This is a genomic window from Cedecea lapagei (assembly GCF_900635955.1).
Taxonomy (GTDB): Bacteria; Pseudomonadota; Gammaproteobacteria; order Enterobacterales; family Enterobacteriaceae; genus Cedecea; species Cedecea lapagei.
On record NZ_LR134201.1, the window covers coordinates 1,247,424 to 1,269,941 of the forward strand.

Annotated in this window: 21 protein-coding genes and 1 pseudogene; 19 read left to right on the top strand and 3 right to left on the bottom strand. The window is 58.3% G+C overall.

Annotated elements, in window-relative coordinates; genetic code table 11:
* Positions 1 to 31 precede the first annotated feature (31 nt).
* On the bottom strand, positions 32 to 961 hold the full coding sequence (locus EL098_RS06165; RefSeq protein WP_126355446.1) for a formate/nitrite transporter family protein: 930 nt from the start codon (positions 959 to 961) through the stop codon (positions 32 to 34).
* Between the two features lie 201 nt (positions 962 to 1,162).
* On the opposite strand from EL098_RS06165, the gene ccmA reads away from it, so the two are divergent.
* From ccmA to EL098_RS23850, 14 genes are all read left to right on the top strand, one after another.
* A complete protein-coding gene (gene ccmA, locus EL098_RS06170) occupies positions 1,163 to 1,768 on the top strand; it encodes a cytochrome c biogenesis heme-transporting ATPase CcmA (RefSeq protein WP_126355447.1) in 606 nt (201 codons plus the stop codon).
* On the top strand, positions 1,765 to 2,424 hold the full coding sequence (ccmB, locus tag EL098_RS06175; protein ID WP_126355448.1) for a heme exporter protein CcmB: 660 nt from the start codon (positions 1,765 to 1,767) through the stop codon (positions 2,422 to 2,424). The genes ccmA and ccmB overlap by 4 nt, the downstream gene beginning before the upstream one ends.
* Before the next feature lie 28 nt (positions 2,425 to 2,452).
* The gene (locus EL098_RS06180) at positions 2,453 to 3,193 is read left to right on the top strand and encodes a heme ABC transporter permease (protein ID WP_126355449.1); all 741 of its coding nucleotides are present in this window, start codon (positions 2,453 to 2,455) and stop codon (positions 3,191 to 3,193) included.
* Complete coding sequence (gene ccmD, locus EL098_RS06185; protein WP_126355450.1) at positions 3,190 to 3,402, top strand: heme exporter protein CcmD; 213 nt, start codon at positions 3,190 to 3,192, stop codon at positions 3,400 to 3,402. The genes EL098_RS06180 and ccmD overlap by 4 nt, the downstream gene beginning before the upstream one ends.
* On the top strand, positions 3,403 to 3,882 hold the full coding sequence (gene ccmE / locus EL098_RS06190; protein ID WP_126355451.1) for a cytochrome c maturation protein CcmE: 480 nt from the start codon (positions 3,403 to 3,405) through the stop codon (positions 3,880 to 3,882).
* On the top strand, positions 3,879 to 5,834 hold the full coding sequence (locus EL098_RS06195) for a heme lyase CcmF/NrfE family subunit (RefSeq protein ID WP_126355452.1): 1,956 nt from the start codon (positions 3,879 to 3,881) through the stop codon (positions 5,832 to 5,834). The genes ccmE and EL098_RS06195 overlap by 4 nt, the downstream gene beginning before the upstream one ends.
* The gene (locus EL098_RS06200; protein WP_126355453.1) at positions 5,831 to 6,388 is read left to right on the top strand and encodes a DsbE family thiol:disulfide interchange protein; all 558 of its coding nucleotides are present in this window, start codon (positions 5,831 to 5,833) and stop codon (positions 6,386 to 6,388) included. Before EL098_RS06195 ends, EL098_RS06200 begins: the two co-directional genes overlap by 4 nt.
* Complete coding sequence (locus EL098_RS06205; protein ID WP_164716920.1) at positions 6,388 to 7,458, top strand: cytochrome c-type biogenesis protein CcmH; 1,071 nt, start codon at positions 6,388 to 6,390, stop codon at positions 7,456 to 7,458. The genes EL098_RS06200 and EL098_RS06205 overlap by 1 nt, the downstream gene beginning before the upstream one ends.
* Before the next feature lie 13 nt (positions 7,459 to 7,471).
* Positions 7,472 to 8,230, top strand: a complete 759-nt coding sequence (gene mlaA, locus EL098_RS06210) for a phospholipid-binding lipoprotein MlaA (protein WP_126355455.1) — start codon at positions 7,472 to 7,474, stop codon at positions 8,228 to 8,230.
* A 169-nt stretch (positions 8,231 to 8,399) separates the two neighbouring features.
* Positions 8,400 to 10,364, top strand: a complete 1,965-nt coding sequence (hflK, locus tag EL098_RS06215) for a protease modulator HflK (protein ID WP_126355456.1) — start codon at positions 8,400 to 8,402, stop codon at positions 10,362 to 10,364.
* Complete coding sequence (hflC, locus tag EL098_RS06220) at positions 10,361 to 11,374, top strand: protease modulator HflC (protein ID WP_126355457.1); 1,014 nt, start codon at positions 10,361 to 10,363, stop codon at positions 11,372 to 11,374. The genes hflK (EL098_RS06215) and hflC overlap by 4 nt, the downstream gene beginning before the upstream one ends.
* Complete coding sequence (gene hflK, locus EL098_RS06225; RefSeq protein ID WP_126355458.1) at positions 11,371 to 12,423, top strand: protease modulator HflK; 1,053 nt, start codon at positions 11,371 to 11,373, stop codon at positions 12,421 to 12,423. Before hflC ends, hflK (EL098_RS06225) begins: the two co-directional genes overlap by 4 nt.
* On the top strand, positions 12,420 to 14,042 hold the full coding sequence (locus EL098_RS06230) for a heavy metal translocating P-type ATPase (protein WP_232012335.1): 1,623 nt from the start codon (positions 12,420 to 12,422) through the stop codon (positions 14,040 to 14,042). The genes hflK (EL098_RS06225) and EL098_RS06230 overlap by 4 nt, the downstream gene beginning before the upstream one ends.
* 7 nt (positions 14,043 to 14,049) lie before the next feature.
* Positions 14,050 to 14,322 carry a hypothetical protein gene (locus EL098_RS23850; protein WP_232012337.1) on the top strand — a complete coding sequence of 91 codons (273 nt, stop codon included), beginning with the start codon at positions 14,050 to 14,052 and terminating at the stop codon, positions 14,320 to 14,322.
* A gap of 47 nt (positions 14,323 to 14,369) precedes the next feature.
* On the opposite strand, the gene fadL is transcribed toward EL098_RS23850, so the two are convergent.
* Positions 14,370 to 15,698: a long-chain fatty acid transporter FadL gene (gene fadL, locus EL098_RS06235; RefSeq protein ID WP_126355459.1), complete on the bottom strand. Its 1,329-nt coding sequence runs from the start codon at positions 15,696 to 15,698 to the stop codon at positions 14,370 to 14,372.
* A gap of 376 nt (positions 15,699 to 16,074) precedes the next feature.
* On the opposite strand from fadL, the gene EL098_RS06240 reads away from it, so the two are divergent.
* The 4 genes and pseudogenes from EL098_RS06240 to sixA all read left to right on the top strand — a co-directional run bounded on the left by EL098_RS06240 (position 16,075) and on the right by sixA (position 20,681).
* Positions 16,075 to 16,359, top strand: a complete 285-nt coding sequence (locus tag EL098_RS06240) for a YfcZ/YiiS family protein (protein ID WP_126355460.1) — start codon at positions 16,075 to 16,077, stop codon at positions 16,357 to 16,359.
* A gap of 177 nt (positions 16,360 to 16,536) precedes the next feature.
* Positions 16,537 to 17,847 carry an acetyl-CoA C-acyltransferase FadI gene (gene fadI, locus EL098_RS06245; RefSeq protein WP_126355461.1) on the top strand — a complete coding sequence of 437 codons (1,311 nt, stop codon included), beginning with the start codon at positions 16,537 to 16,539 and terminating at the stop codon, positions 17,845 to 17,847.
* Positions 17,847 to 20,013 (top strand): annotated as a pseudogene (gene fadJ, locus EL098_RS06250) (fatty acid oxidation complex subunit alpha FadJ). Before fadI ends, fadJ begins: the two are co-directional and overlap by 1 nt.
* A gap of 179 nt (positions 20,014 to 20,192) precedes the next feature.
* Positions 20,193 to 20,681 (top strand): phosphohistidine phosphatase SixA, encoded by a 489-nt coding sequence (sixA, locus tag EL098_RS06255; RefSeq protein WP_126355462.1) that lies wholly within the window; start codon positions 20,193 to 20,195, stop codon positions 20,679 to 20,681.
* A 121-nt stretch (positions 20,682 to 20,802) separates the two neighbouring features.
* Here the strand turns inward: sixA and smrB are convergent, their stop codons facing one another.
* On the bottom strand, positions 20,803 to 21,354 hold the full coding sequence (gene smrB, locus EL098_RS06260) for an endonuclease SmrB (RefSeq protein WP_126355463.1): 552 nt from the start codon (positions 21,352 to 21,354) through the stop codon (positions 20,803 to 20,805).
* Positions 21,355 to 21,527: 173 nt separating this feature from the next.
* Here smrB and prmB point away from each other — a divergent pair, with 173 nt between their 5' ends.
* A complete protein-coding gene (gene prmB / locus EL098_RS06265; RefSeq protein ID WP_126355464.1) occupies positions 21,528 to 22,460 on the top strand; it encodes a 50S ribosomal protein L3 N(5)-glutamine methyltransferase in 933 nt (310 codons plus the stop codon).
* Positions 22,461 to 22,518 lie beyond the last annotated feature (58 nt).

Sequence of the window (22,518 nt, forward strand, 5' to 3'; positions counted from 1 at the left end):
TTAAGCTACCGTTTGCCTGTTTACTGAACAGTTAGCCGTCACGTTTCCCGGTTTTCGCTGAGCTTCGACTCAGCTCTTCCTGTTTTCGCTTAGCCTCGGCCTTCTTCTTGTTGCTCATATCGTTGCGGATCTGCGCGTGGCTAATCAGCGCGAAAATAAAGGTGCCGCCGCAGATATTCCCGGCCAGCGTGGGCAGGGCAAATGGCCAGAAGAACTCGCTCCAGTGCAGCGTGCCGTTGAACACCAGGTAGAGGATCTCAACCGAGCCAACCACGATGTGGGTCAGGTCGCCCAGGGCGACCAGCCAGGTCATCAGCACGATAACGAAGATTTTTGCCGAGCCTGCCGCGGGGAACATCCACACCATGGTGGCAATGATCCAGCCGGATATCATAGCGTTGGCAAACATCTCGCCGGGCGGGTTCTCCATTACCTTCATGCCGATCTCGTCGAAGGCTTTTCGGGTAGCTTCGTCGAAGATGGGCATGTATTCAAAGGCCAGCGCCACCAGCGCGGTGCCGACGATATTGCCTAGCAGCACAATGCCCCACAGCCTCATCAATAGCCAAAAGTTGCTCGTGGTGGGGTGCTGCATTACCGGCAGTACGGCGGTGACGGTGTTTTCGGTGAACAGCTGCTGGCGAGCCATGATGACGATGATAAAACCGAAGGTGTAGCCGAGGTTTTCCAGAAGAAAGCTGCCGGGCATGCCGACCAGGTTAACGTGAAAGACGCCCTTTGCCAGCAGCGAAGCCCCCATCGACAGGCCCGCAGCCACGGCTGACCAGAACAGCGCCATGCCGTCTCGCTCCAGCTCTTTTTGTCCGTCCTGGCGAATGTGCTCGTGAATCGCCATCGCGCCGGAGGGCAGATGCTCTTCATCGACTTCGATTTTTTTGCCGCTCGATTTTTCCTCGCTGTCCACTTCCAGCTCTTCGGTGTTGTTCTCAAATTTGTCCATTGGGCAGTTCCAGATCAGAAAGCGTTCACTTAAGCGTAGCGGTTTTTAACCCACCGTTTAGCCAAATGGGAATAATCGTTGCTGCTTTGATCTGAGTAAGCGGATTAACTCTGATGGGGTAGTTCAACTTGCCGGGGCAGCCTGAAGAAAACGAGGCGATATGATATGATTAGCGTCACCCGAGACAAGGAGCGCCTCCTGATGCTAGAAGCCCGACAACTGACCTGCCAGCGTGATGAACGCACGCTGTTCAACGCCCTGTCGTTTAGCGTTGAGCCAGGGGAGATGGTGCAGGTGGCGGGTAAAAACGGCGCGGGTAAAACCACGCTGCTGCGTATCCTGGCCGGGCTGTCACAGCCCGATGAGGGCGAGGTCTTCTGGCATAACCAGCCCCTGCGCCGTCAGCGCGATAATTTTCACGGCGACCTGCTGTGGATTGGCCATCAGCCGGGCATTAAAGCCGTTCTCACTTCTTTTGAAAATCTCACCTTTTTTCATGCCGACGCAGCCGAGCAGCAGCGGTGGGCTGCGCTCGAGCAAACCGGGCTGCTCGGCTTTGAAGATTTACCCGTCAACCAGCTTTCCGCCGGGCAGCAGCGCCGTGCCGCGCTCGCTCGCCTGTGGCTCTCTTCGGCAAAATTGTGGCTCCTTGACGAGCCGTTTACCGCGCTGGATACCGCCGGTATTGAGCGTCTGACCCTGCGTCTGCAGCAGCATGCCGATGCGGGCGGGACGGTTATCCTCACCAGCCATCAGCCGCTTAGCTGTTCTGTACGCCAGATTCATTTGCAGGAATCTCACTCATGATCGGGCGCATTTTCTGGCGCGAGCTGCAGGTGGTATTTCGTCGCGGGGCGGAAATTGCTAACCCGCTGTGGTTCTTCCTGATTGTCATTACCCTGTTTCCGCTGGGGATCGGCCCTGAGCCGCTGCTGCTCGCGCGAATTGCGCCGGGGATTATCTGGGTTGCCGCCCTGCTGGCTTCGCTGATGGCCATGGACAGGCTGTTTCGGGACGACTTTCAGGATGGCTCGCTGGAACAGCTTATGCTGCTGCCGGTGCCTTTGCCGCTGGTGGTGCTGGCGAAAGTGACCGCTCACTGGGTGGTCACCGGGCTGCCGCTGTTACTGCTTTCGCCGCTGGCGGCCTTGCTGCTTGGGCTGGATTTTTATGGCTGGCAGGTGATGGCCGCCACATTATTGCTGGGAACGCCGACGCTAAGCTTCCTCGGCGCGCCCGGCGTGGGGCTTACGGTTGGGCTGAAGCGTGGCGGGGTGTTGCTCAGCCTGCTGGTGCTGCCGTTAACCATCCCGCTATTAATTTTTGCTACCGCCGCGATGGATGCCGCCTCGATGCATCTGCCGGTGGAGGGCTATATGGCAATCCTTGGTGCGCTGCTTGCCGGCAGCGCGACGTTAAGCCCGTTCGCTACGGCTGCGGCGCTGCGGGTAAGCGTTGCGTAACTTTATTTTTTGTGTGTGAGCAAAACCTATGTGGAAAACATTGCATCAGCTTGCTAAACCGGAGCGGCTTTACCACTTCTGTGGCCGTTTACTGCCCTGGCTGGCTATTCTCAGCGCGGTTCTGCTGGTGGTTGGCTGCGTCTGGGGCTTTGGCATTGCCCCGGCGGACTACCAGCAGGGGCAAAGCTACCGGATTATGTACCTGCATGTTCCGGCGGCCATGTGGTCGATGGGCATTTACGCCAGCATGGCGATAGCCGCTTTTATAGGCCTGGTGTGGCAGATAAAAACCGCCGATCTGGCGGTGATGGCGATGGCGCCCGTCGGCGCGGCGTTTACCTTTATTGCGCTGGTCACCGGCTCTGCGTGGGGCAAGCCGATGTGGGGCACCTGGTGGATTTGGGACGCGAGGCTGACCTCCGAGCTGGTGCTGCTGTTCCTCTACATAGGTGCGATTGCCCTGTACAGCGCCTTTGACGATCGCCGCCTTGCCGGGCGCGCCGCCGGGATTCTGGTGCTGGTCGGGGTGGTGAATCTGCCAATTATTCATTTCTCCGTGGAGTGGTGGAACACGTTGCATCAGGGCTCCACCAATATGCAGCAGTCCATCGACCCTTCGATGCGTACCCCGCTGCGCTGGACCATTTTCGGTTTCCTTGCGCTGTTTATCACCCTGACACTGATGCGTCTGCGCAACCTGCTGCTGTTGCAGGAAAGCCGCCGTCCGTGGGTGTCAGCGCTTGCCAACGGCAAAGGAGCAAAATCATGAGGTGGGCGTTCACTCACTGGAGCGACTTCTTCGCCATGGGCGGCTACGCCTTTTACGTCTGGCTGGCGGTGGCCTTTACGCTGCTGCCGCTGCTTGGGCTGATTTTTCATACATGCTACCAGCATCGCGCGATTCTGCGGGCGGTGGCTCGCCAGCAGGCCAGAGAGCAGCGTATTCGCGTCGCTCGCCAGCGTCAGGAGGAAATTTAAGTGAATCCGCGTCGTAAAAACCGGCTTTATCTGGCCGTGGCGGTGCTGGCGGGGCTTGGGCTGACCATCACCCTGGTGCTCTATGCGCTGCGCAGCAATATCGATCTGTTTTATACCCCCGGTGAAGTGCTCTACGGCAAGGGCGAAAGCCATCTGATGCCGGAGGTCGGCCAGCGCCTGCGGATCGGCGGCATGGTGATGCCGGGCAGCGTGAAGCGCGACAGCCAAAGCCTGAAGGTAAGCTTTAAGCTGTATGACGCACGGGGCGTGGTGGACGTGACCTATGAGGGCATTCTGCCGGATCTGTTCCGCGAGGGGCAGGGCGTGGTGGCCCAGGGCGTGATGGAGGGCGCAACGCTTATCCACGCCAAAGAGGTGCTGGCGAAGCACGACGAAAACTACACGCCGCCGGAAGTGAAAGCGGCGATGGAGCAGAACCACCGGCAGGCTCCGGAAGTTTATAAGGATAACGCCTCATGATGCCGGAAATCGGTGGTTTTCTACTAAGTCTGGCGCTCGGCTGGTCCTTGCTGCTAAGCATTTACCCGCTCTGGGGCGTGGCGCGTGGCGACAGGCGGCTGATGGCCTCCGCGCGACCGTTTAGCTGGGCGCTGTTCATTACCCTTTGCGCGTCGTTCCTGATCCTGGTGAACGCTTTTGTAGCGAACGATTTCAGCGTGCTTTACGTCGCCAATAACTCTAATACCGAGCTGCCGGTCTGGTATCGCGTGGCGGCGACCTGGGGGGCGCATGAAGGGTCGCTGATGCTGTGGGTGCTGATGATGAGCGGCTGGACGTTTGCCGTTTCTCTTACCGGGAGGAGCATGCCAAAAGAAGATCATGCCCGCGTGCTGGCGGTGATGGGGATGATTAACTTCGGTTTCCTGCTGTTTATTATTTTCACCTCAAATCCCTTTATCCGCACGCTGCCGGACTATCCGCTGGAAGGGCGAGACCTGAACCCTCTGCTGCAGGACATCGGCCTGATTCTGCATCCGCCGCTGCTCTATATGGGCTATGTTGGCTTTTCCGTGGCGTTCGCTTTCTCGATTGCGGCCCTGCTGGGCGGCAGGCTGGACAGCGCCTGGGCGCGGTGGACTCGCCCGTGGACGCTGGCGGCATGGGCTTTTTTAACCGTCGGTATCGTGCTCGGCTCAGCGTGGGCGTATTACGAACTGGGCTGGGGCGGCTGGTGGTTCTGGGACCCGGTGGAGAACGCCTCGTTTATGCCGTGGCTGGCCGGCACGGCGCTGATCCACTCGCTTTCGGTTACTGAAAAGCGCGGCAGCTTCAAGGCCTGGACGGTGCTGCTGGCGATTAGCGCCTTCTCGCTTTGCCTGCTGGGCACGTTCCTTGTGCGCTCCGGCGTGCTGGTGTCGGTGCATTCATTCGCTTCCGACCCGGCGCGCGGTATGTTCATCCTTGCTTTCCTGGTGATTGTTATCGGCGGCTCGCTGCTGCTGTATGCGGTTAAAGGCAGCAAAGTGCGCTCCCGCGTAAGCAACGATCTTTGGTCCAGAGAGTCCTTCCTGCTCGGCAATAACGTACTGCTGATCGCCGCTATGCTGGTGGTTCTGCTGGGCACGCTGCTGCCGCTGGTGCATAAGCAGCTTGGCCTCGGCAGCATCTCCATCGGCGAGCCGTTCTTTAATACGATGTTTACCGCGCTGATGGTGCCGTTTGCGCTGCTGCTCGGCATAGGGCCGCTGGTTCGCTGGCGCCGCGACGAGCCTGGCAAGCTGCGCAAGCACCTGCTGGTGGCTGTGGCCGTGACGCTGGTTCTGTCGCTGCTGCTGCCGTGGCTGATGCAGGATCGAGTTGAAGCGATGACGGTGGTCGGCCTGCTGATGGCTATCTGGGTCTTTGTGCTGGCGCTGATGGAGGTGTATCAGCGTGCCATGCATCGCCATGGTTTCTGGGATGGGTTACGCAAAATTCCTGCCAGCCACTGGGGCATGGTCTCCGCGCATCTTGGCCTGGCGGTGACGGTAGTGGGCATCGCTTTTAGCCAGAGCTACAGCATCGAGCGCGACGTGCGCATGAAGTCCGGCGACAGCATTGATATTCATCAGTATCACTTTGTGTTCAGGGAAGTGCGGGACATCACTGGCCCTAACTATCGCGGCGGCGTGGGCGTTATTGACGTCAGCCGTAACGGTAAGCCGGAAGCCACGCTGCAGGCAGAAAAACGTTTCTATAACAGCAGCCGGGCGATGATGACCGAGGCGGCCATCGATGGCGGTTTCACCCGCGACCTTTATGCCGCGCTGGGCGAGGAGCTGGACGACGGCAGCTGGGCGGTCCGTCTCTATTACAAACCGTTTGTGCGCTGGATTTGGGCGGGCGGGCTGCTGATGGCGCTCGGCGGGCTCTGCTGCCTGTGCGACCCGCGTTACCGCAGCCGTAAATTTAAGCCGGAGGCCACAGCATGAAGCGCCGTTATCTGTTTATTCCGCTGGCGCTGTTTCTGGTGCTTGCCTCGCTGCTGCTCTGGCAGCTGACGCGTAACGCACAGGGCGAAGCGCCCACGGACCTTGAGTCGGCGCTGATAGGGAAACCGGTGCCGGTGTTTCGTCTGGAATCCCTCGACGAGCCGGGCAAAGAGTGGGGGCGTGAAGTGCTTGCAGACGGCAGGCCGCTGCTGCTTAACGTCTGGGCGACCTGGTGCCCAACCTGCCGCGCCGAGCATAAGTTTCTGAACGGACTGGCCGCTCAGGGCGTTCGCGTGGTGGGCATGAACTATAAAGACGATCGCCACAAAGCGATTAACTGGCTACGTGACCTCGGAAATCCGTATATGTTAAGCCTGTTTGACGGTAACGGCATGCTGGGGCTGGATCTCGGCGTGTACGGCGCGCCGGAAACCTTCCTGATCGACGGCCAGGGAATCATTCGCTATCGCCATGCGGGCGATCTTAACGATCGCGTCTGGCAGCAAGAGCTGAAGCCGCTGTGGGATAAATACAGTCAGCAGGCGGGGTCATGATGCGCGCAGTTTTCTTACTTATCGGCATGCTGTTTAGCTTCCATGCGGCGGCGACCATCGATACCTATACCTTTAAGGACGAGGCGCAGGAGCAGCAATTTCGCCAGCTTACCGAAGCGCTACGCTGCCCTAAGTGCCAGAACAACAGCATCGCCGACTCTAACTCGATGATCGCTTCGGACATGAAGCTCAAGGTTTATGAGCTGATGCAGCAGGGCAAAAGCAAGCAGCAGATCGTGGATTATATGGTGGAGCGTTACGGACATTTCGTAACCTATGAGCCGCCGTTGACGCCCGCGACGGTGATCCTCTGGGCGCTTCCGGTGCTGTTTATTGTCGGCGGTGCCGGCGTCATTGTGATGCGCAGCCGCAGGCGGCAAAAAATTTCGTTGGCGCAGGACGAGCCTCAGTCAGATGTCGCCCCGGTGGAAAAACTGTCGCTGTGGGTCTTTTTGCCGGGAGCGCTGCTGCTGGTGGCGGTTAGCGTAGGCAGTTTTCTGAAAACCTCTGGGCTTGGCCAGGTGCAGGCGTGGCGGCAGGCGACCGCAGAGACTCCAGCATTGTTAAAACGTGTTCTTGATCCTCAGGCCGCGCCTCTGACTATGGAAGAGATGGCGCGTCTTGGGTTAGGATTACGCACGCGATTGCAGCAACAGCCTGATAACCTTGAAGGCTGGATGATGCTCGGACGCATCGGCATGGTGCTAAATAACGCCACAACGGCCACACAAGCTTTTGCTCATGCCTGGAAACTTGCGCCTGCAAACGCCGAGGCAAAGCTGGGCTATGCTGAAGTATTGACCCGCTCCGCCGACGCGCAGGATAACCAGCTGGGTGGTCTCCTGCTTCGCGAAATGCTAAAAGATGACCACACGAATATTCGCGTGCTCAGCCTGCTGGCGTTCAATGCCTTCGAGCGGCAAAACTACCGTGAGGCGATTGGCGCGTGGGAAATCATGCTTAAAGTTTTACCGGCTAACGACCAGCGCCGCGCCGTCATTGAGCGCAGCATCGATCAGGCGAGGGCCCAAATTGAACCGGGCACCACTGAAAGCGCAAATAAACAATAAGAGGGAGACGCTAATGAATTTCCGCCTGACCGGGCTTGCCCTGGCAACAACGGTATTAGTGGGATGTGCCAGTTCCGGCAGCCAGGAGCCACAGGGACGCTCAGATCCGCTGGAAGGGTTCAACCGTTCAATGTTCAACTTCAACTACAACGTGCTGGACCCCTATGTTTTGCGTCCGGTGGCTGTAGCCTGGCGTGACTATGTGCCGGTGCCGGCGCGTAATGGTCTGAGCAACTTCACCAGCAACCTCGAAGAGCCAGCGACCATGTTGAACTACTTCGTGCAGGGTGATCCGTACCAGGGCATGGTGCACTTTACTCGCTTCTTCCTGAACACCCTGCTGGGGATGGGCGGCTTTATCGACGTAGCTGGTATGGCAAACCCTAAACTGCAGCGCGTAGAACCTCACCGCTTCGGCAGCACGCTCGGTCATTATGGCGTAGGCTACGGCCCTTACGTCATGTTGCCTGGCTACGGCAGCTTCACGCTGCGTGAAGACGGCGGCGATTATGCCGATACGCTCTATCCGGTGCTCTCCTGGCTGACCTGGCCGATGTCCATCGGTAAATGGGCCGTGGAAGGCGTTGAAACCCGTGCCCAACTGCTGGATTCCGACGGCCTGCTGCGCCAGTCCGCCGATCCGTATGTCACGGTACGTGAGGCTTACTTCCAGCGTCAGGACTTCCTGGCAAACGGCGGCCAGCTGAAGCCGGAGGCGAACCCGAACGCCGCGGCGATTCAGGATGATCTGAAAGATATCGACTCTCAGTAATCGCTATCGCCCTCGGCTAAAAAGCGAACAGAGATGTTCGCTTTTTTTGTTGTCATCTGACTGACATAAAATGACACATCTTTACCTGCCAGCATTATGTGTTGATATGTTATAAGATAACAATCGTAAAATGCTGCGCAAACCTTGCGCACCTCACTTTTGAAACATCATGCCACCTACCCGGTTACCCGAAGCTGTAACGCCGACTCCGGCGCTGCCCGCTCGCTATGCGCTGGCTGCCGCGCAGGCCCGACTCGCTGCGCGAACGGTGTTTGCCTTCACCTTTGCGCTCTTTTTGATGCTCCTGCTGGCGCTGACCGTCAGCATTCTCGAACCTGCTTCCCGCTGGGTCTCCCTGCTGTGTAATAACGCCGCGGCTTTGCTCTTGCTGGTGATTTCCCTGCATGCAGCCCAGCGTATTTGCCAGTGGCGCAGCCATAAATTTTCCGCGCCGGCGGCATCTGTGGTTCTGCCGGAGCCGGCGGAAGCGGGCTACCTTGCCCGCTGGTTTGCCAGCCTGGTGCCGGCAGGCTTTGCTCGCATTGAAGCCTTTTTTAAGGCCGAGGGGATCTGGTCAGGTGCGCTAGCCGCGCTGGCGTTTTATATCGTTTTGTCCGGCTGGAACGGCAGCTATGTTTCACTGACGGACAACAATAATCGCTGGATAGCCGTTGCCATCCTGATAGCCGCACTTTTTGCTCTGCTGGTGGCCGAGCGCCACCTCAGCACGGTGCCTGAGGAGGCGTCTCCCGAAGCCGGGCTGATTGCGCCGGTGCTGCGGCTGGTGATGGCGGTGCAGCTGCTGACGCTGCCTGGCCTGATTTGGCCGCAGCTCAACAGCCCGCTGGTAATGAATTTGCCGGCTTTGCTGCTGCTGCTGGTGGCGGCAGAGTTTATGCTGCGTGGGCTGTTTTCACTGTTTTCGCCACCGGGTGACGGCTCGGCAGAGCCCGTTTTGATCCCCAAAAGCCAGCTTGCGGCACAGCTCACCTGGCCGCCGCGGCCGCTCGGCTTTTTACAGCAGGAGCTTCACCAGCGCTTTGGTATCGATCTTCGCCAGGTCTGGGCCTTCACCGTTTTAAAACGTGCGTTTATTCCGATGGTGGCCATCATGCTGATTTGCGGATGGTTGCTGACCGGGCTACAGCAAATCTCGGCCACCGAGCGCGGCGTCTACGAGCGTTTTGGCCGTTCGGTGGCGGTGCTTGAGCCGGGCCTGCATATCGGAATGCCGTGGCCGTTTGGCCGGGTTTGGCTGACGGAAAACGGTCAGGTACATGAGCTGGCCGCCGGGGAAGATCCTGCGAACCAGCCGTCGGTAAAACGAGCTGACGCCGAAGGGCCAGCGCCTGCCAGCGCCGATCGCCTGTGGGATGCCACCCATAATTTCGACAAAGCGCAAATCATCGCCAGCCAGAGCGGGGATCGGCAAAGCCTGCAAATCGTTAACAGCGACGTGCGTTTTATGTGGCGCATCGGCCTGAGCGACAAAGCTGCGCTGGCAGCGACTTACCGGGCGGTAAATCTTCAGGAGCTGGTGCGCAGCACCGCAAACCAGGTGCTGGTGCATCAGTTTTCCTCTCTCACGCTGGACGATGTGCTCAGCGAGCGGCGAAATGATTTAGCCCAACAAATTAACCGTGCTGTTCAGCAGCAGCTGGATAGCCTGAACAGCGGCGTGGAAATTCTCTCAACCGTCGTTGAGGCGATCCATCCTCCGGCCGGCGCAGCCGATGCCTTTCACGGCGTGCAGGCAGCGCAAATTGCTGCTCAGTCGCTGATCCTTCGTGAACGGGGAAGCGCTGCGGAAAAAGCGGCGCTTGCCGCAACTAACGCGGCGGTGCGCCAGGACACGGCGCAAATCAATGCCACCGAAGCGTTAAGTGAAGCTCAGGCGACGGCGACCCGCTTTGCCGCACAGAAAAATGCCTGGCAGCAGGCAGGGCAGGTGTTTATCGATGAGCTTTGGTTCAGGCAACTGCAGCTGGCGCTCAGCGGACGTCCTGTTCTGATTATCGACCAGCGGATCGGAGCCGGTTCGCCGCCGACGCTCGATCTGCGTGATTTCCCCACTTCTACCGATGCAGCGCGGCGTGACGCGCCAGCTAAACCCGCACAGGAGCCTTCCCGGTGAGCCACTCGCACTCTCATGGACATCATCACCATCATCATGGTCATGGCTGCGGCCACGATCGCTCTTCTGCCCCGGAGGGCAGCAAAAAAGGGATCTGGAAGCGTATTACCGCTGCCGCCGTGCTGGTGCTGATTTTGCTGGCTGCCGCAAGCCTGGTGCAGGTCCGCTCTGGCGAAGCGTTAGTGATAACCCGCTTTGGTAAACCCGTTCGCGTGCTGCTGGAGCCCGGGCTCGCCTGGCGAATCCCCGCGCCTTTTGAAACCGCAACGGTGGTGGATTTACGTCTGCGCACCACATCAAGCGGGCTGCAGGATGTGGGAACCCGGGATGGCCTGCGGATCATCGTTCAGTCCTACGCCGTGTGGGAAGTGGACAACACGCCCGAGCACGTTCAGCGCTTTATGCGGGCCGTGCAGAACCAGCCGGATGAAGCCGCACGGCAGATTCGTACTTATTTAGGGTCCGCGCTGGAGACGACCGCCAGCGGCTTCACGCTTTCACAGCTGGTGAATACCGACGGTAAACAGGTGCAGCTGGCGCAGTTTGAATCCCATCTTCAGCAGCAAATTAGCCAGCCGCTGCTGCAAAGTTACGGCATCAGGCTGGTGCAGATGGGGACCGAGCGCCTGACGTTGCCTGCCGTTACGCTCAATGCCACCGTCGATCGCATGCGTGCCGAGCGCGAAACCATCGCGATTGAGCGTACGGCGGAAGGCAAACGCGCGGCAGCAGAGATTCGCTCTGCGGCCGATCGTGATGCCCGTATTACCGAGGCTCAGGCTTCGGTGAAAGCGGCGGATATTGAGGCTCAGGCTCAGGTGCAAACGGCTTCAATTTACGGCAAAGCCTATGCCAGCGCGCCACAGCTTTATAGCCTGCTGCGCCAGATTGATGCCCTGAGCGGCATGGTCAATGCGCAAACCCGGCTGGTGCTGCGTACCGATGCAAAACCGTTCAGCCTGCTGGTGGATGGCCCGCAGATGGATAAAGCAACGGATAAAAAACCATGACCGAACGGCAAAAACTTGAGCCTGGCGGGCCGTGGACGCAGTCGATACGGCTGGCGTTTATCGCCATCTTTGTGCTGACGCTGTTTGCCGCCGGAGCCTGGCTGCTTTCGAACGTCCGTCAGATACCGGCGGGTAGCAGGGCGGTAGTGCTGCGCTTTGGCGCACAGCAGCGCGTTGCCGAGCCGGGACTGCTGCTCGCCTGGCCCTCGCCGGTGAATGACGTGGTGATGGTGCCGGGGCCTGACCGGGTGATTGAGCACCGTGTTACAGCGCTTTTACGTTCATCCGCAGCACAAAGTCTCGATATCAATGGCGGCCCCGGGAATGATGCCGTTTCGGGGTCCGGTTTCCTGCTGACCGGCGATGCGGGCGTGGTGCAGCTGGATATTAGCGTGTTCTATCGTGTCAGAACTCCGACCGCCTATGTTTTGCAGGGCAAGCATGTGCTGCCGCTGCTGGACAGGCTCGCGGAGCGTGCGGCGGTGGCGGTATGTGCTTCACGGGATCTCGATACCATCCTGGTTGCCCGCCCGGAGATGCCCGGAAACGACATGAACGTTGCCCAGCAGCGGGAACAGCTGCGCAGCGACGTGCAGCGTAATATCGAACAAAATCTGCTGCGGCTTCAGCAGGCAGGGAGTGACGCGGGTATTACTCTTGAGCGGGTGACCGTTCAGTCTGCGTTACCGGTGGCAACTGTGACGGCGTTTAACGCGGTCTTAACCGCCAGCCAGCAGGCTTCTAAAGCGGTGGCGACCGCTCAAAGTGACGCTTCGTTAACTCGCCAGAAGGCGGTGCAGCAGGCTGACCAGCTGCTGCAGACCGCGCAGGCAAAAGCTCAGGAAAGCGTGGCAAAAGCGCAATCGGATACCGCGACGATCGCTCGCCTTGCCAGCAACCATGACGATCCAGATTTGCTGGGCCGTATCTATCGCCAGCGGATCGCTGAGATCCTCTCCCGCGCAGGTTCGGTGATAACCGTGTCGCCGCAGGATGATGCTCATCTGATCCTGCAGGGCGTTGCGCAAAAAGAGGCGGCTAAACCATGACTTCTTCAGTCCAGGCCGGCGGGGCGCTGACCCGTCAGGAACAGAAACATATCACTCGCCAGCTGATGCTGGCGCTGATTGCCAGCGGCGCGCTTATTCTCGGCCTGCTCTGGCGCTGGCTAGCTCCTCAGCAGGTTGCCGTCGGTGATTTGCTGCTGGGCGCGGCGTCCGTCGTCGTGGCGGTGCCGGTGCTGCGGCATACATTACATAGCCTGCGTTACCCGAGCCTGCACGGGCTGACCGACCAGCTCATTGCGCTCGCTTTGCTGGGCGCGTGGGCAACGGGCGATCTGCTTACTGCAGCGCTGCTGCCGCTGATCATGATTGTCGGGCATATTCTTGAAGAGCGCAGCGTGATTGGTTCTCAGGAGGCCATCGAAGCGCTGAGCAAGCTTACGCGCAGCCGGGCAAGACGAGTTGGCGCTGACGGGCAGCTGCAGGATATCGACAACCACGATCTCGAACCTGGCGATGTGGTTGAAGTACGTGCCGGAGACCACATCCCCGCCGACGGTCTGGTTCTGGAGGGCAAGGCAAGCCTGGATACGGCGCCGATAACCGGCGAGTCGGTACCGCAGGAAGTTGAGCCCGGCGCGGAGGTATTTGGCGGGGCGATAAACCTTGATGGCCTGCTGCGCATCCGGGTAACGCGTACCGGGGAAACGTCGACGCTGGGGCGCGTGATCGCCCTGATGCAAAGCGCCGAGCAGGCAAGCCCGCCGATAACCCGGCTGCTTGAGCGCCACGCCGCGCGCTATTTGCTGCTGGTCTTGATGATTGCCGCCAGCACCTGGTTCCTTACGCAGGATGCTCAGGCAATGCTGGCGGTTCTGGTGGCCGCCTGTCCTTGTGCGCTGGTGCTTTCCGCGCCTGCTTCATCTATTGCCGGGCTGACGGTGGCCGCACGCCACGGCATTTTAATTCGCGGCGCGGCTTTTCTTGAGGAGCTGGCGGAGATCAACGCTGTGGTGGTCGATAAGACCGGCACGCTGACGCATGGCAGGCTGCACCTTCAGGCTGTGGAGCCTTATGGTGATGTCGATCCTGGTTTGCTGAAAACCCTGGCGGCGAGCCTCGGCGCTACGAGTAATCACCCGGTCAGCCGTGCCGTAAGCGAGATCGTTTCACGTGAAGCCTGGCTTCCGCTCGAAAACGTGCGTGAGCACCAGGGATTAGGTATTTCGGCTTTTACGCCCCAGGGTGAAGCGGTTCTTGGCAGGCGTGAGCTGTTGGCCACGAAGCTTGCGAACTTACCGGAAGCCCCCGAGCATGATGGCCCGATTGTCGGGCTGGCGCTGGAGGGCGATTTTCTTGGCTGGCTGCTGCTGGCGGATAGCCTGCGTGGTGAAGCGGCAGCGGCGATGGCCGAGCTGCGCGAGCTTGGGCTGGGCCGTCAGCTTTTGCTGACCGGCGATCGTCAGGCAGTTGCCGACCGCATTGCGCATCAGGTGGGGATCGCGGACGTGGTTGCCGGTGCGCTTCCGGCGGATAAGCTGGAGCAGGTCAAACGGCAGATCGACAGCGGCTATCGGCCAATGGTTATCGGCGACGGTATTAACGACTCCCTGGCGCTGAAGGCGGGCGTGGTGGGCGTGGCGATGGGGGGCCGGAGGCTCTGATATTGCCATGTCCTCGGCAGATATTGTGCTGATTGGCAGCGATCTTCGTCGGCTGGGCACCTGCGTGCGTTTAAGCCGCCGCTGCCGAAGGACGCTTCAGGTCAACGTGTTTATCGGGCTGGGCTGGACGCTGGCGATTGTCGCGATGGCGGCGTTTGGCTGGCTAGGCGCTTCTGGCGCGGTGGTTGCCGCGCTGCTGCATAACCTTAGCACGCTGCTGGTACTGGGCAATGCGGGAAGGTTGTTGCGGTTTGAAGAGAAGTTGAGCGAACAGATATAAAAAAACCGCCTTCGTGATGAAGGCGGTTTACTTTTTGAGGCAGTAACTTAGAACGCGTAGTTGAAGTTCGCGCCGTACAGCCAGGCTTTACCTTCGGATTTGAAGGTGTATGGGCCTTCTTCGATGGTCACTTTCTGGCCGTGCATGTAGGAAACGCCTACGTCCACAGAAGCGTCTTTGTTAAACGCATAGGTGGTACCGGCGCTCAGCCACAGGCGGTCCTGATCCGGAATGGAGATGGAGCGCTTGTCAGCCGGAACCGGGCTATCATCGAACGCGATACCGGTACGGAAGGTCCAGTTGTCGTCCATATAGTAGGTGGTACCCAGCGCGATGCGGTACGCATCTTTAAAGCCTTCATCTTTATAGAACAGCGTCTGGCCGTTGCTGCCGGTCGCTTTCAGCTCCTGGAACTGGCTCCAGCTGGTGTAGGTCAGGCTATAGTGAACGGCCCACTTAGGCGCCACTTTGTTGTAGCCGGACAGCTCCCACATTTCTGGCAGGTGCAGGCTCAGAGAACCCGGTACGGTTTGACCGTTGGTACCTGAAGGCAGGCCAAAGTTAGATAGCAGCGGGTTAAATGCCGCAGGCAGGCTGCTCTTATAGTCGCCGTCAAAGTCAACTTTCACCTCTGAACGGTAGGTAAAGCCGTAGCGGTTATCATTGTCGATCTCATAAAGAATACCGGCGTTCCAGCCAAAGCCCCATTTGTCCCCTTTGAGGTGGGCAATCTGGGTATTAGCAGGTAACGTGCCGATGGCCCGACGCTGTGCCGGGGTCAGCGGAGAAGCCGGGTTACCGGCAATCAGCTGCGGCAAATCGCCCGCGTAGCGCTCAATTTTCGCTTTAGCGTAGACAGCATCAAAGCCCAGACCGAAGCTCCAGTTGCTGTTCAGGCGGTAGGCTCCGCTCAGGTTCAGGTTCAGGGTGGTCAGGTCGGTCGTCCCGCCCATAGAGCCCGCGGTATAGCTGTCGTTATATTCGGTGGCCAGGCCGTAGTTAGAGGTGACGGACGCACCCCAGCCAAACTGGTCGTTAATCGGCGCCACAAAGTGCATGTTAGGCACCCATGCGGTTGGCGCGATGTTCTTCGCGTCAAGGCTTCTGCCTGACGGCGATCTTCCGGAGATATCAACATCCGGATCAACGAAGATGGCACCGGCGGAGAAAGAAGGGCGATCAAACATCATGATGGTGGCGGGGTTGCGGCTTGCTGAACCCGCATTATCCGCGACTGCACCTTCCCCCGAATACGCTCGGCCAAGGCCAGAGGAAGAGAACTCGTTTAATTGAAAGCCGGCGGCAGACGCCTGGGAAGAGACTATTGCCACTGCAACCGCGAGGGCTGACTTTGCAAACAGGTTTTTCTGGCTCATGACCAAAACCTCATTGATTTATTTTTATGCAAACAATGTTACATACCGTAACAGGAGCGCGAATAGTAGGGACTGATCGGGTACAGAGAAATCAGACCAGTGGCGAGAGTATAGGTCTGACCAGCAATGATGTTGCAAGTTTGTTTCTAAAGTTTTTCAAGTTTGATCCTAAAAACGGGATCTGGTTGGCAAAACCGGGGGGAACTTCCCGACGAAGCGGGGATATTATTTGTTTTAGATCATTTTTAAGTGTGATTTCCGTCACTTGTCGGTTTTGTGAGGATTATCAACTGGAGCAGATGCAACGCCAGGCGTAAAATATCCGCAATTATTTGAATCTTTCTCCCTTTTAAGCCGCATTACAGAGGAAAGCGTGATGAATAAAAATACCGCCGATGAAACCCCGGTTTGCTGCTGCATTGATGTCGGTTCCATTATCGACAACACGGACTGCACTGCCTCCTACAGCCGCGTATTTGCTGATAAAGCCCAGGCTGATGACGTTCTGGCAGCCTTAACGGCCAAAGCCCGTGAAGTGGAATCTGAACCTTGCCAGATAACGCCGCGCTACACCGAAGTGGCCGGTGGCGTGCAGCTGGATATCGACTTTGTGTTTAGCTGCCAGGCTGAAACCATGATCTTCCAGCTCGGCCTGCGTTAACGCTCCTGCCTCAACACCCTGCTTTGCGCGGGGTGTTCCATTCCGTTATGTAATAATTCGTGTCGCTTCTCCCATTTTTCTCGCCCGCTGGTTGGCTGGATGTGAATTTTTAGTTAAGACTGTGATCAGGTCAGACCACTTTTTGTCTGTATTCACTTTTTTTAGCAGGGGAGCGTTATGAGTCAGGCACTGCCGTTGATTACCCGCCAGGGCGATCGTATTGCCATTGTCAGTGGTTTACGTACGCCGTTTGCCCGCCAGGCCACGGCTTTCCATGGTATTCCCGCCGTCGATCTCGGCAATATGGTGGTGAGCGAGCTGATGGCCCGCAGCGAAGTGCCGCCGGAAGCTATCGAACAGCTGGTTTTTGGTCAGGTCGTACAGATGCCGGAAGCCCCAAATATCGCCCGTGAGATCGTGTTAGGTACCGGGATGAGCGTGCATACCGACGCCTACAGCGTCAGCCGCGCCTGCGCCACCAGTTTCCAGGCCGTGGCCAACGTGGCCGAAAGCCTGATGGCCGGGACTATTCGGGCTGGGATTGCCGGGGGCGCAGACTCCTCTTCCGTTTTGCCTATTGGCGTAAGTAAAAAGCTCGGGCGCACGCTGGTGGATGCGAATAAAGCGCGCACGCTAGGGCAGCGCCTGAAACTGTTTTCCAGATTACGTCCTCGTGATTTATTGCCGGTTCCTCCTGCGGTGGCCGAATATTCCACCGGCCTGCGGATGGGCGATACCGCCGAGCAGATGGCGAAAAGCCACGGTATCACCCGCGAGCAGCAGGATGCGCTGGCCCATCGCTCCCATGAACGTGCCGCCCAGGCCTGGCAGGAAGGGAAGCTGGCCGACGAAGTGATGACGGCCTTTATTCCGCCTTACCGCCAGCCGTTTGCCGAAGACAACAACGTGCGTAGAGGCTCCAGCCTGGCTGATTATGCGAAGCTGCGCCCGGCATTTGACCGCAAACACGGGACCGTGACGGCCGCCAACAGTACGCCGCTGACGGACGGCGCGGCGGCGGTTATCCTGATGACCGAATCCCGCGCGAAAGAGCTCGGCCTCAAGCCGCTCGGCTATCTGCGCAGCTACGCATTTACCGCCATTGATGTCTGGCAGGATATGCTGCTTGGCCCGGCCTGGTCGACTCCGCTGGCGCTTGAGCGTGCCGGGATTACTCTGAATGATTTAACGCTGTTTGATATGCACGAAGCCTTTGCCGCACAAACTTTAGCTAATCTGAAAATGCTTTCCAGCGAGAACTTCGCCCGTAATGTGCTTGGCCGGGCCCACGCCACCGGCGAAGTGGATGACGCGAAATTTAACGTGCTCGGCGGGTCGATTGCCTACGGGCACCCGTTTGCGGCCACCGGCGCAAGGATGATTACCCAGACGCTGCATGAGCTGCGCCGTCGCGGCGGAGGTTTTGGCCTCGTTACCGCCTGTGCGGCTGGCGGGCTAGGTGCGGCGATGGTTCTGGAGGTGGAGTGATGGAGCAGAAAAGCGCATTCGAATTACACATCCGGCTGGATAACGTTGCGGTGGTCACCATCGACGTTCCAGGAGAAAAAATGAATACCCTGAAGGCCGAGTTCGGCGCTCAGGTGCACAGTATTATTAAAAAGCTGCGCGACAATCCTAGCGTGCAGGGGCTGGTGTTTATCTCCGGCAAGCCGGATAACTTCATTGCCGGAGCCGATATCAACATGATTGCCGGCTGTAAAACGGCTGAGGAAGCGCAGGAGCTGGCGCGACAGGGGCAGCAGATCATGGCGGAAATTGCCGCGCTGCCGATGCCGGTTGTCGCCGCCATCCACGGCGCCTGCCTGGGCGGTGGGCTGGAAATGGCGCTTGCCTGCCATTCACGAATTTGTACCGACTCCCCGAAAACGCTGCTTGGCCTGCCGGAAGTGCAGCTTGGCTTGCTGCCGGGCTCGGGCGGTACTCAGCGGCTGCCTCGCCTGATTGGCGTCAGTAACGCGCTGGACATGATTTTAACCGGCAAGCAACTGCGCCCGAGGCAGGCCTTAAAGCTGGGGCTGGTGGAGGACGTGGTGCCGGAATCTATCCTGCTGGAGGCCGCCGTTGAGCTGGCGCTTAAAGGGCGAAAACCTTCGCGTGAGCTGCCGGTAAAAGAGCGAGTGCTTGCCGGGCCGCTTGGACGCTCCCTGCTGTTCAGCCTGGTCAGCAAGAAGACCGAGGAAAAAACGCAGGGCAACTATCCGGCAACCGGACGCATCATCGACGTGATTCGCACAGGGCTGGAGAAGGGAAGTAAAAGTGGCTACGAAGCGGAGGCAAAGGCGTTTGGCCAACTGGCGATGTCCCCGGAGTCTGCGGCGCTGCGCGGATTGTTCTTTGCCAGCACTGAGCTGAAAAAAGAGTATGGCGGGGAGGCGAAACCGCGCAAGCTGAATTCAGTCGGCGTGCTGGGCGGTGGGCTAATGGGCGGCGGTATCGCCTACGTCACGGCCACTAAGGGTAAGCTGCCGGTGCGTATTAAAGATATCAACGACGAAGGGATCAACCACGCGTTGAAATACAGCTGGGATTTACTGGATAAAAAAGTTCGGCGTCGTCATATGAAACCGGCCGAGCGCCAGCGTGAACTGGCCCGCATCTCGGGCGGAAAAGATTATCACGGCTTTAGCCAGCGCGATATTGTGGTGGAGGCCGTGTTTGAAGATTTAGCCCTGAAGCAGAAAATGGTGGCTGAAATAGAGCAGTATGCTGCGCCGCACACGGTTTTTGCCTCAAACACCTCCTCGCTGCCGATTGCCGATATAGCGGCGCAAGCCGCACGTCCGCAGCAGGTTATCGGCCTGCACTTCTTTAGCCCGGTGGATAAAATGCCGCTGGTTGAAGTTATCCCTCACTCAGGCACCAGCGCGGAAACCATTTCCACTACCGTGCAGTTAGCCAAAAAACAGGGAAAAACGCCGATTGTGGTGGGCGACAGCGCGGGCTTCTACGTTAACCGCATCCTTGCGCCCTATATCAACGAAGCATTGCGCTGCCTGACCGAAGGGGAGCCGATCGAACGTATTGACGATGCGCTGGTGAAATTTGGTTTCCCGGTCGGGCCCGTGCAGCTGCTGGATGAAGTGGGCATAGACGTCGGCACTAAAATTATTCCGATTCTGCAGCAGGCCTTTGGCGACCGCTTCGCCGCGCCGGAAAGCGTGGATGCAATCCTTAAAGACGATCGCAAAGGAAGAAAAAATGGTCGCGGTTTCTATCTTTATCCGTCGAAAGGGCGTAAAAGCAAGAAACAACCTGATACGACGATTTACAAGCTGCTGGGCGTGACGCCAAACGGACGTCAGACCCCCGCGCAGATCGCCGAACGCTGCGTGATGATGATGCTCAACGAAGCCGCTCGTTGCCTCGATGAGGGGGTGGTGAGAAGCGCACGGGATGGGGATATCGGCGGTGTGTTTGGCATCGGTTTTCCGCCATTCCTGGGGGGGACCGTTCAGGTATATGGACAGCCTGGGCGCTGCCGACGTTGTGGCAAAATTACAGCGGCTGGCGGGCCAGTACGGGGAGCGTTTCACGCCTTGTGAAAGGCTGATTATGATGGCTGAACAAAAGCTTAGTTTCTGGCCTGCGTTGAATACGCCGTCAGCTCCTGAGCTTGACGAAGCGCTGAGCTAAAACCGTAAGATGTACGTTGCAAGGTCATTTTGTAAACAGATATTGACTATACTTGCAGCATTGAGGTAAAAGACAGCGTTTCATTCGATGTACGGATAAGGCACAATGCCCGGCTGCCGTGAACCCGACTTTTTTATCGTGTGGGTTCCGGCGTTCCTGGTTAACAAAAGCGGTGCAATATGCAAGTTTTTATCATGCGTCACGGCGACGCAGCACTCGATGCTGCCAGCGACTCGGTTCGTCCCTTAACCCAATGTGGGTGCGATGAATCCCGTATGATGGCGACCTGGTTAACAGGTCAGGTAACAAGTATCGAACGTGTTCTGGTGAGCCCTTACCTGCGAGCTGAACAGACCCTGGACGTGGTGCGGGAAGCGCTGAACCTCCCGGAAAAAGAGGACATCCTGCCAGAGCTTCGGCCCTGCGGTGATGTGGGCCTGGTGGGTGACTACCTGCTGGCGCTGGCAAACGAAGGCGTTGAATCCGCGCTGGTGGTTTCCCATCTGCCGCTGGTCGGTTACCTGGTATCCGAGCTTTGCCCGGAAGAGGCCCCGCCGATGTTTACCACTTCGGCAATCGCCAACGTCACGCTGGACCCGGAGTCGGGTAAAGGCGTCTTCAACTGGCAGATGAGCCCCTGCAATTTTAAGGTAGCGAAGGCTATCTGATTGCGGTGAGCATGAAAAAAGAGTCGCGAAAGCGGCTCTTTTTGCGTTTTTAGGCGTAGGGGATTTTCCCCTCACCCTAACCTTCTCCCCAAAGGGGCGAGGGGAATCATTCACGCCGAATTTACGGAAGCTCCGGCGGCTGCCACTCCTCAATCTCTATCAGCACCAGCAGCGCCGCATCTCCGCCATACTCTTTCGGTGCCTGGTGAAAGGCGACGATATGCGGATGCTGCGCCAGCCATAGCGGCGTTTGCTGCTTAAGAATGTGTTTCCCGTGGCCGTGCATTACGCAGGCGCAAAACACATGCTCGCGGCGGCAGGCGGCGATCAGCGCGCCCAGCTCCTGTTTAGCCTGAAGCTGGGTCAGGCCGTGTAAATCAAGAAACAGCTCCGGGGAGTAATCACCGCGGCGGAGTTTCTTGAGTTCAAAATGGCTCACACCTTCACGCACGTAGCGCATTGGCCCTTCGGTCGCCAGACGCGGCTGGAACTCATCAGAAAAATAGTGGCTGGCGTCGGCCTGCTCCTGCAGCAGGCGTTTTACCGGCACTTCAGCGATCTTTTTGCGTATCGGGCGATGAACAATCGTATCCTGAGTCAGCTTTTTGGTGCCGCCCATCAGGCCGCGAAAGAGCGCCTCATCTTCGGAACTGAGCGGTGATTTCTTTTTCATGTTTCTCTCATCTCGCATTCGCTTTGCGGCCAGTTTACCTGCTTTCCCCGCCGGCAATAAAGAAAACGCAAATTTCACCGCCTCCCGGCGTCGATGGATGCTGATTTGTCGCCTCCTTCATGGCAAACTAGCCGATTATTATTGAACTAGCGTGAGTCGCCTGCGGAGGGCACGTGGATAAAATTTTCGTCGATGAGGCAGTAAACGAGCTGCATACCATTCAGGACATGCTGCGCTGGTCGGTCAGCCGCTTTAGCGCCGCCAACATCTGGTATGGGCACGGCACCGACAATCCATGGGATGAAGCCGTTCAGCTGGTTCTGCCTAGCCTTTACCTGCCGCTGGATATTCCTGAAGATATGCGTACCGCGCGCCTGACGCCAAGCGAACGCCACCGCATCGTTGAACGTGTGATTCGCCGCGTCAACGAGCGAATTCCGGTTGCTTATCTGACGAATAAAGCCTGGTTCTGCGGCCATGAGTTCTACGTTGATGAGCGCGTGCTGGTGCCGCGCTCGCCGATTGGCGAGCTGATCAACAACCGCTTTGCCGGGATGATCGACCACGAGCCGCAGCATATCCTTGATATGTGTACCGGCAGCGGCTGTATCGGTATCGCCTGCGCCTATGAATTCCCTAATGCGGAAGTGGATATCGTTGATATTTCCCCTGACGCTATCGCCGTGGCCGAACAAAACATTTCCGAGCACGGCATGGACCATAACGTCACGCCGATTCGTTCTGACCTGTTCCGCGACCTGCCTAAAGTGCAGTACGACGTGATTGTCACGAACCCGCCATATGTTGACGAAGAAGATATGGCCGACCTGCCGGGCGAATACCATTTCGAACCCGAGCTGGGCCTGGCGGCCGGCAGCGATGGCCTGAAGCTGGCTCGTCGTATCCTGGCCTGTGCGCCGGACTATCTGGCCGACGGCGGCATCCTGATTTGTGAAGTCGGAAACAGCATGGTACACCTGATGGAGCAGTACCCGGAGGTGCCGTTTACCTGGCTGGAATTCGACAACGGCGGCGACGGCGTCTTTATGCTGACTAAAGCGCAGCTGATTGATGCACGCGAGCACTTCAGCATCTACAAAGATTAATTGCCGAACGTAGACGAGCCGCTGGCTCGTTGTACTTCCCGCGCACAACACAACAACG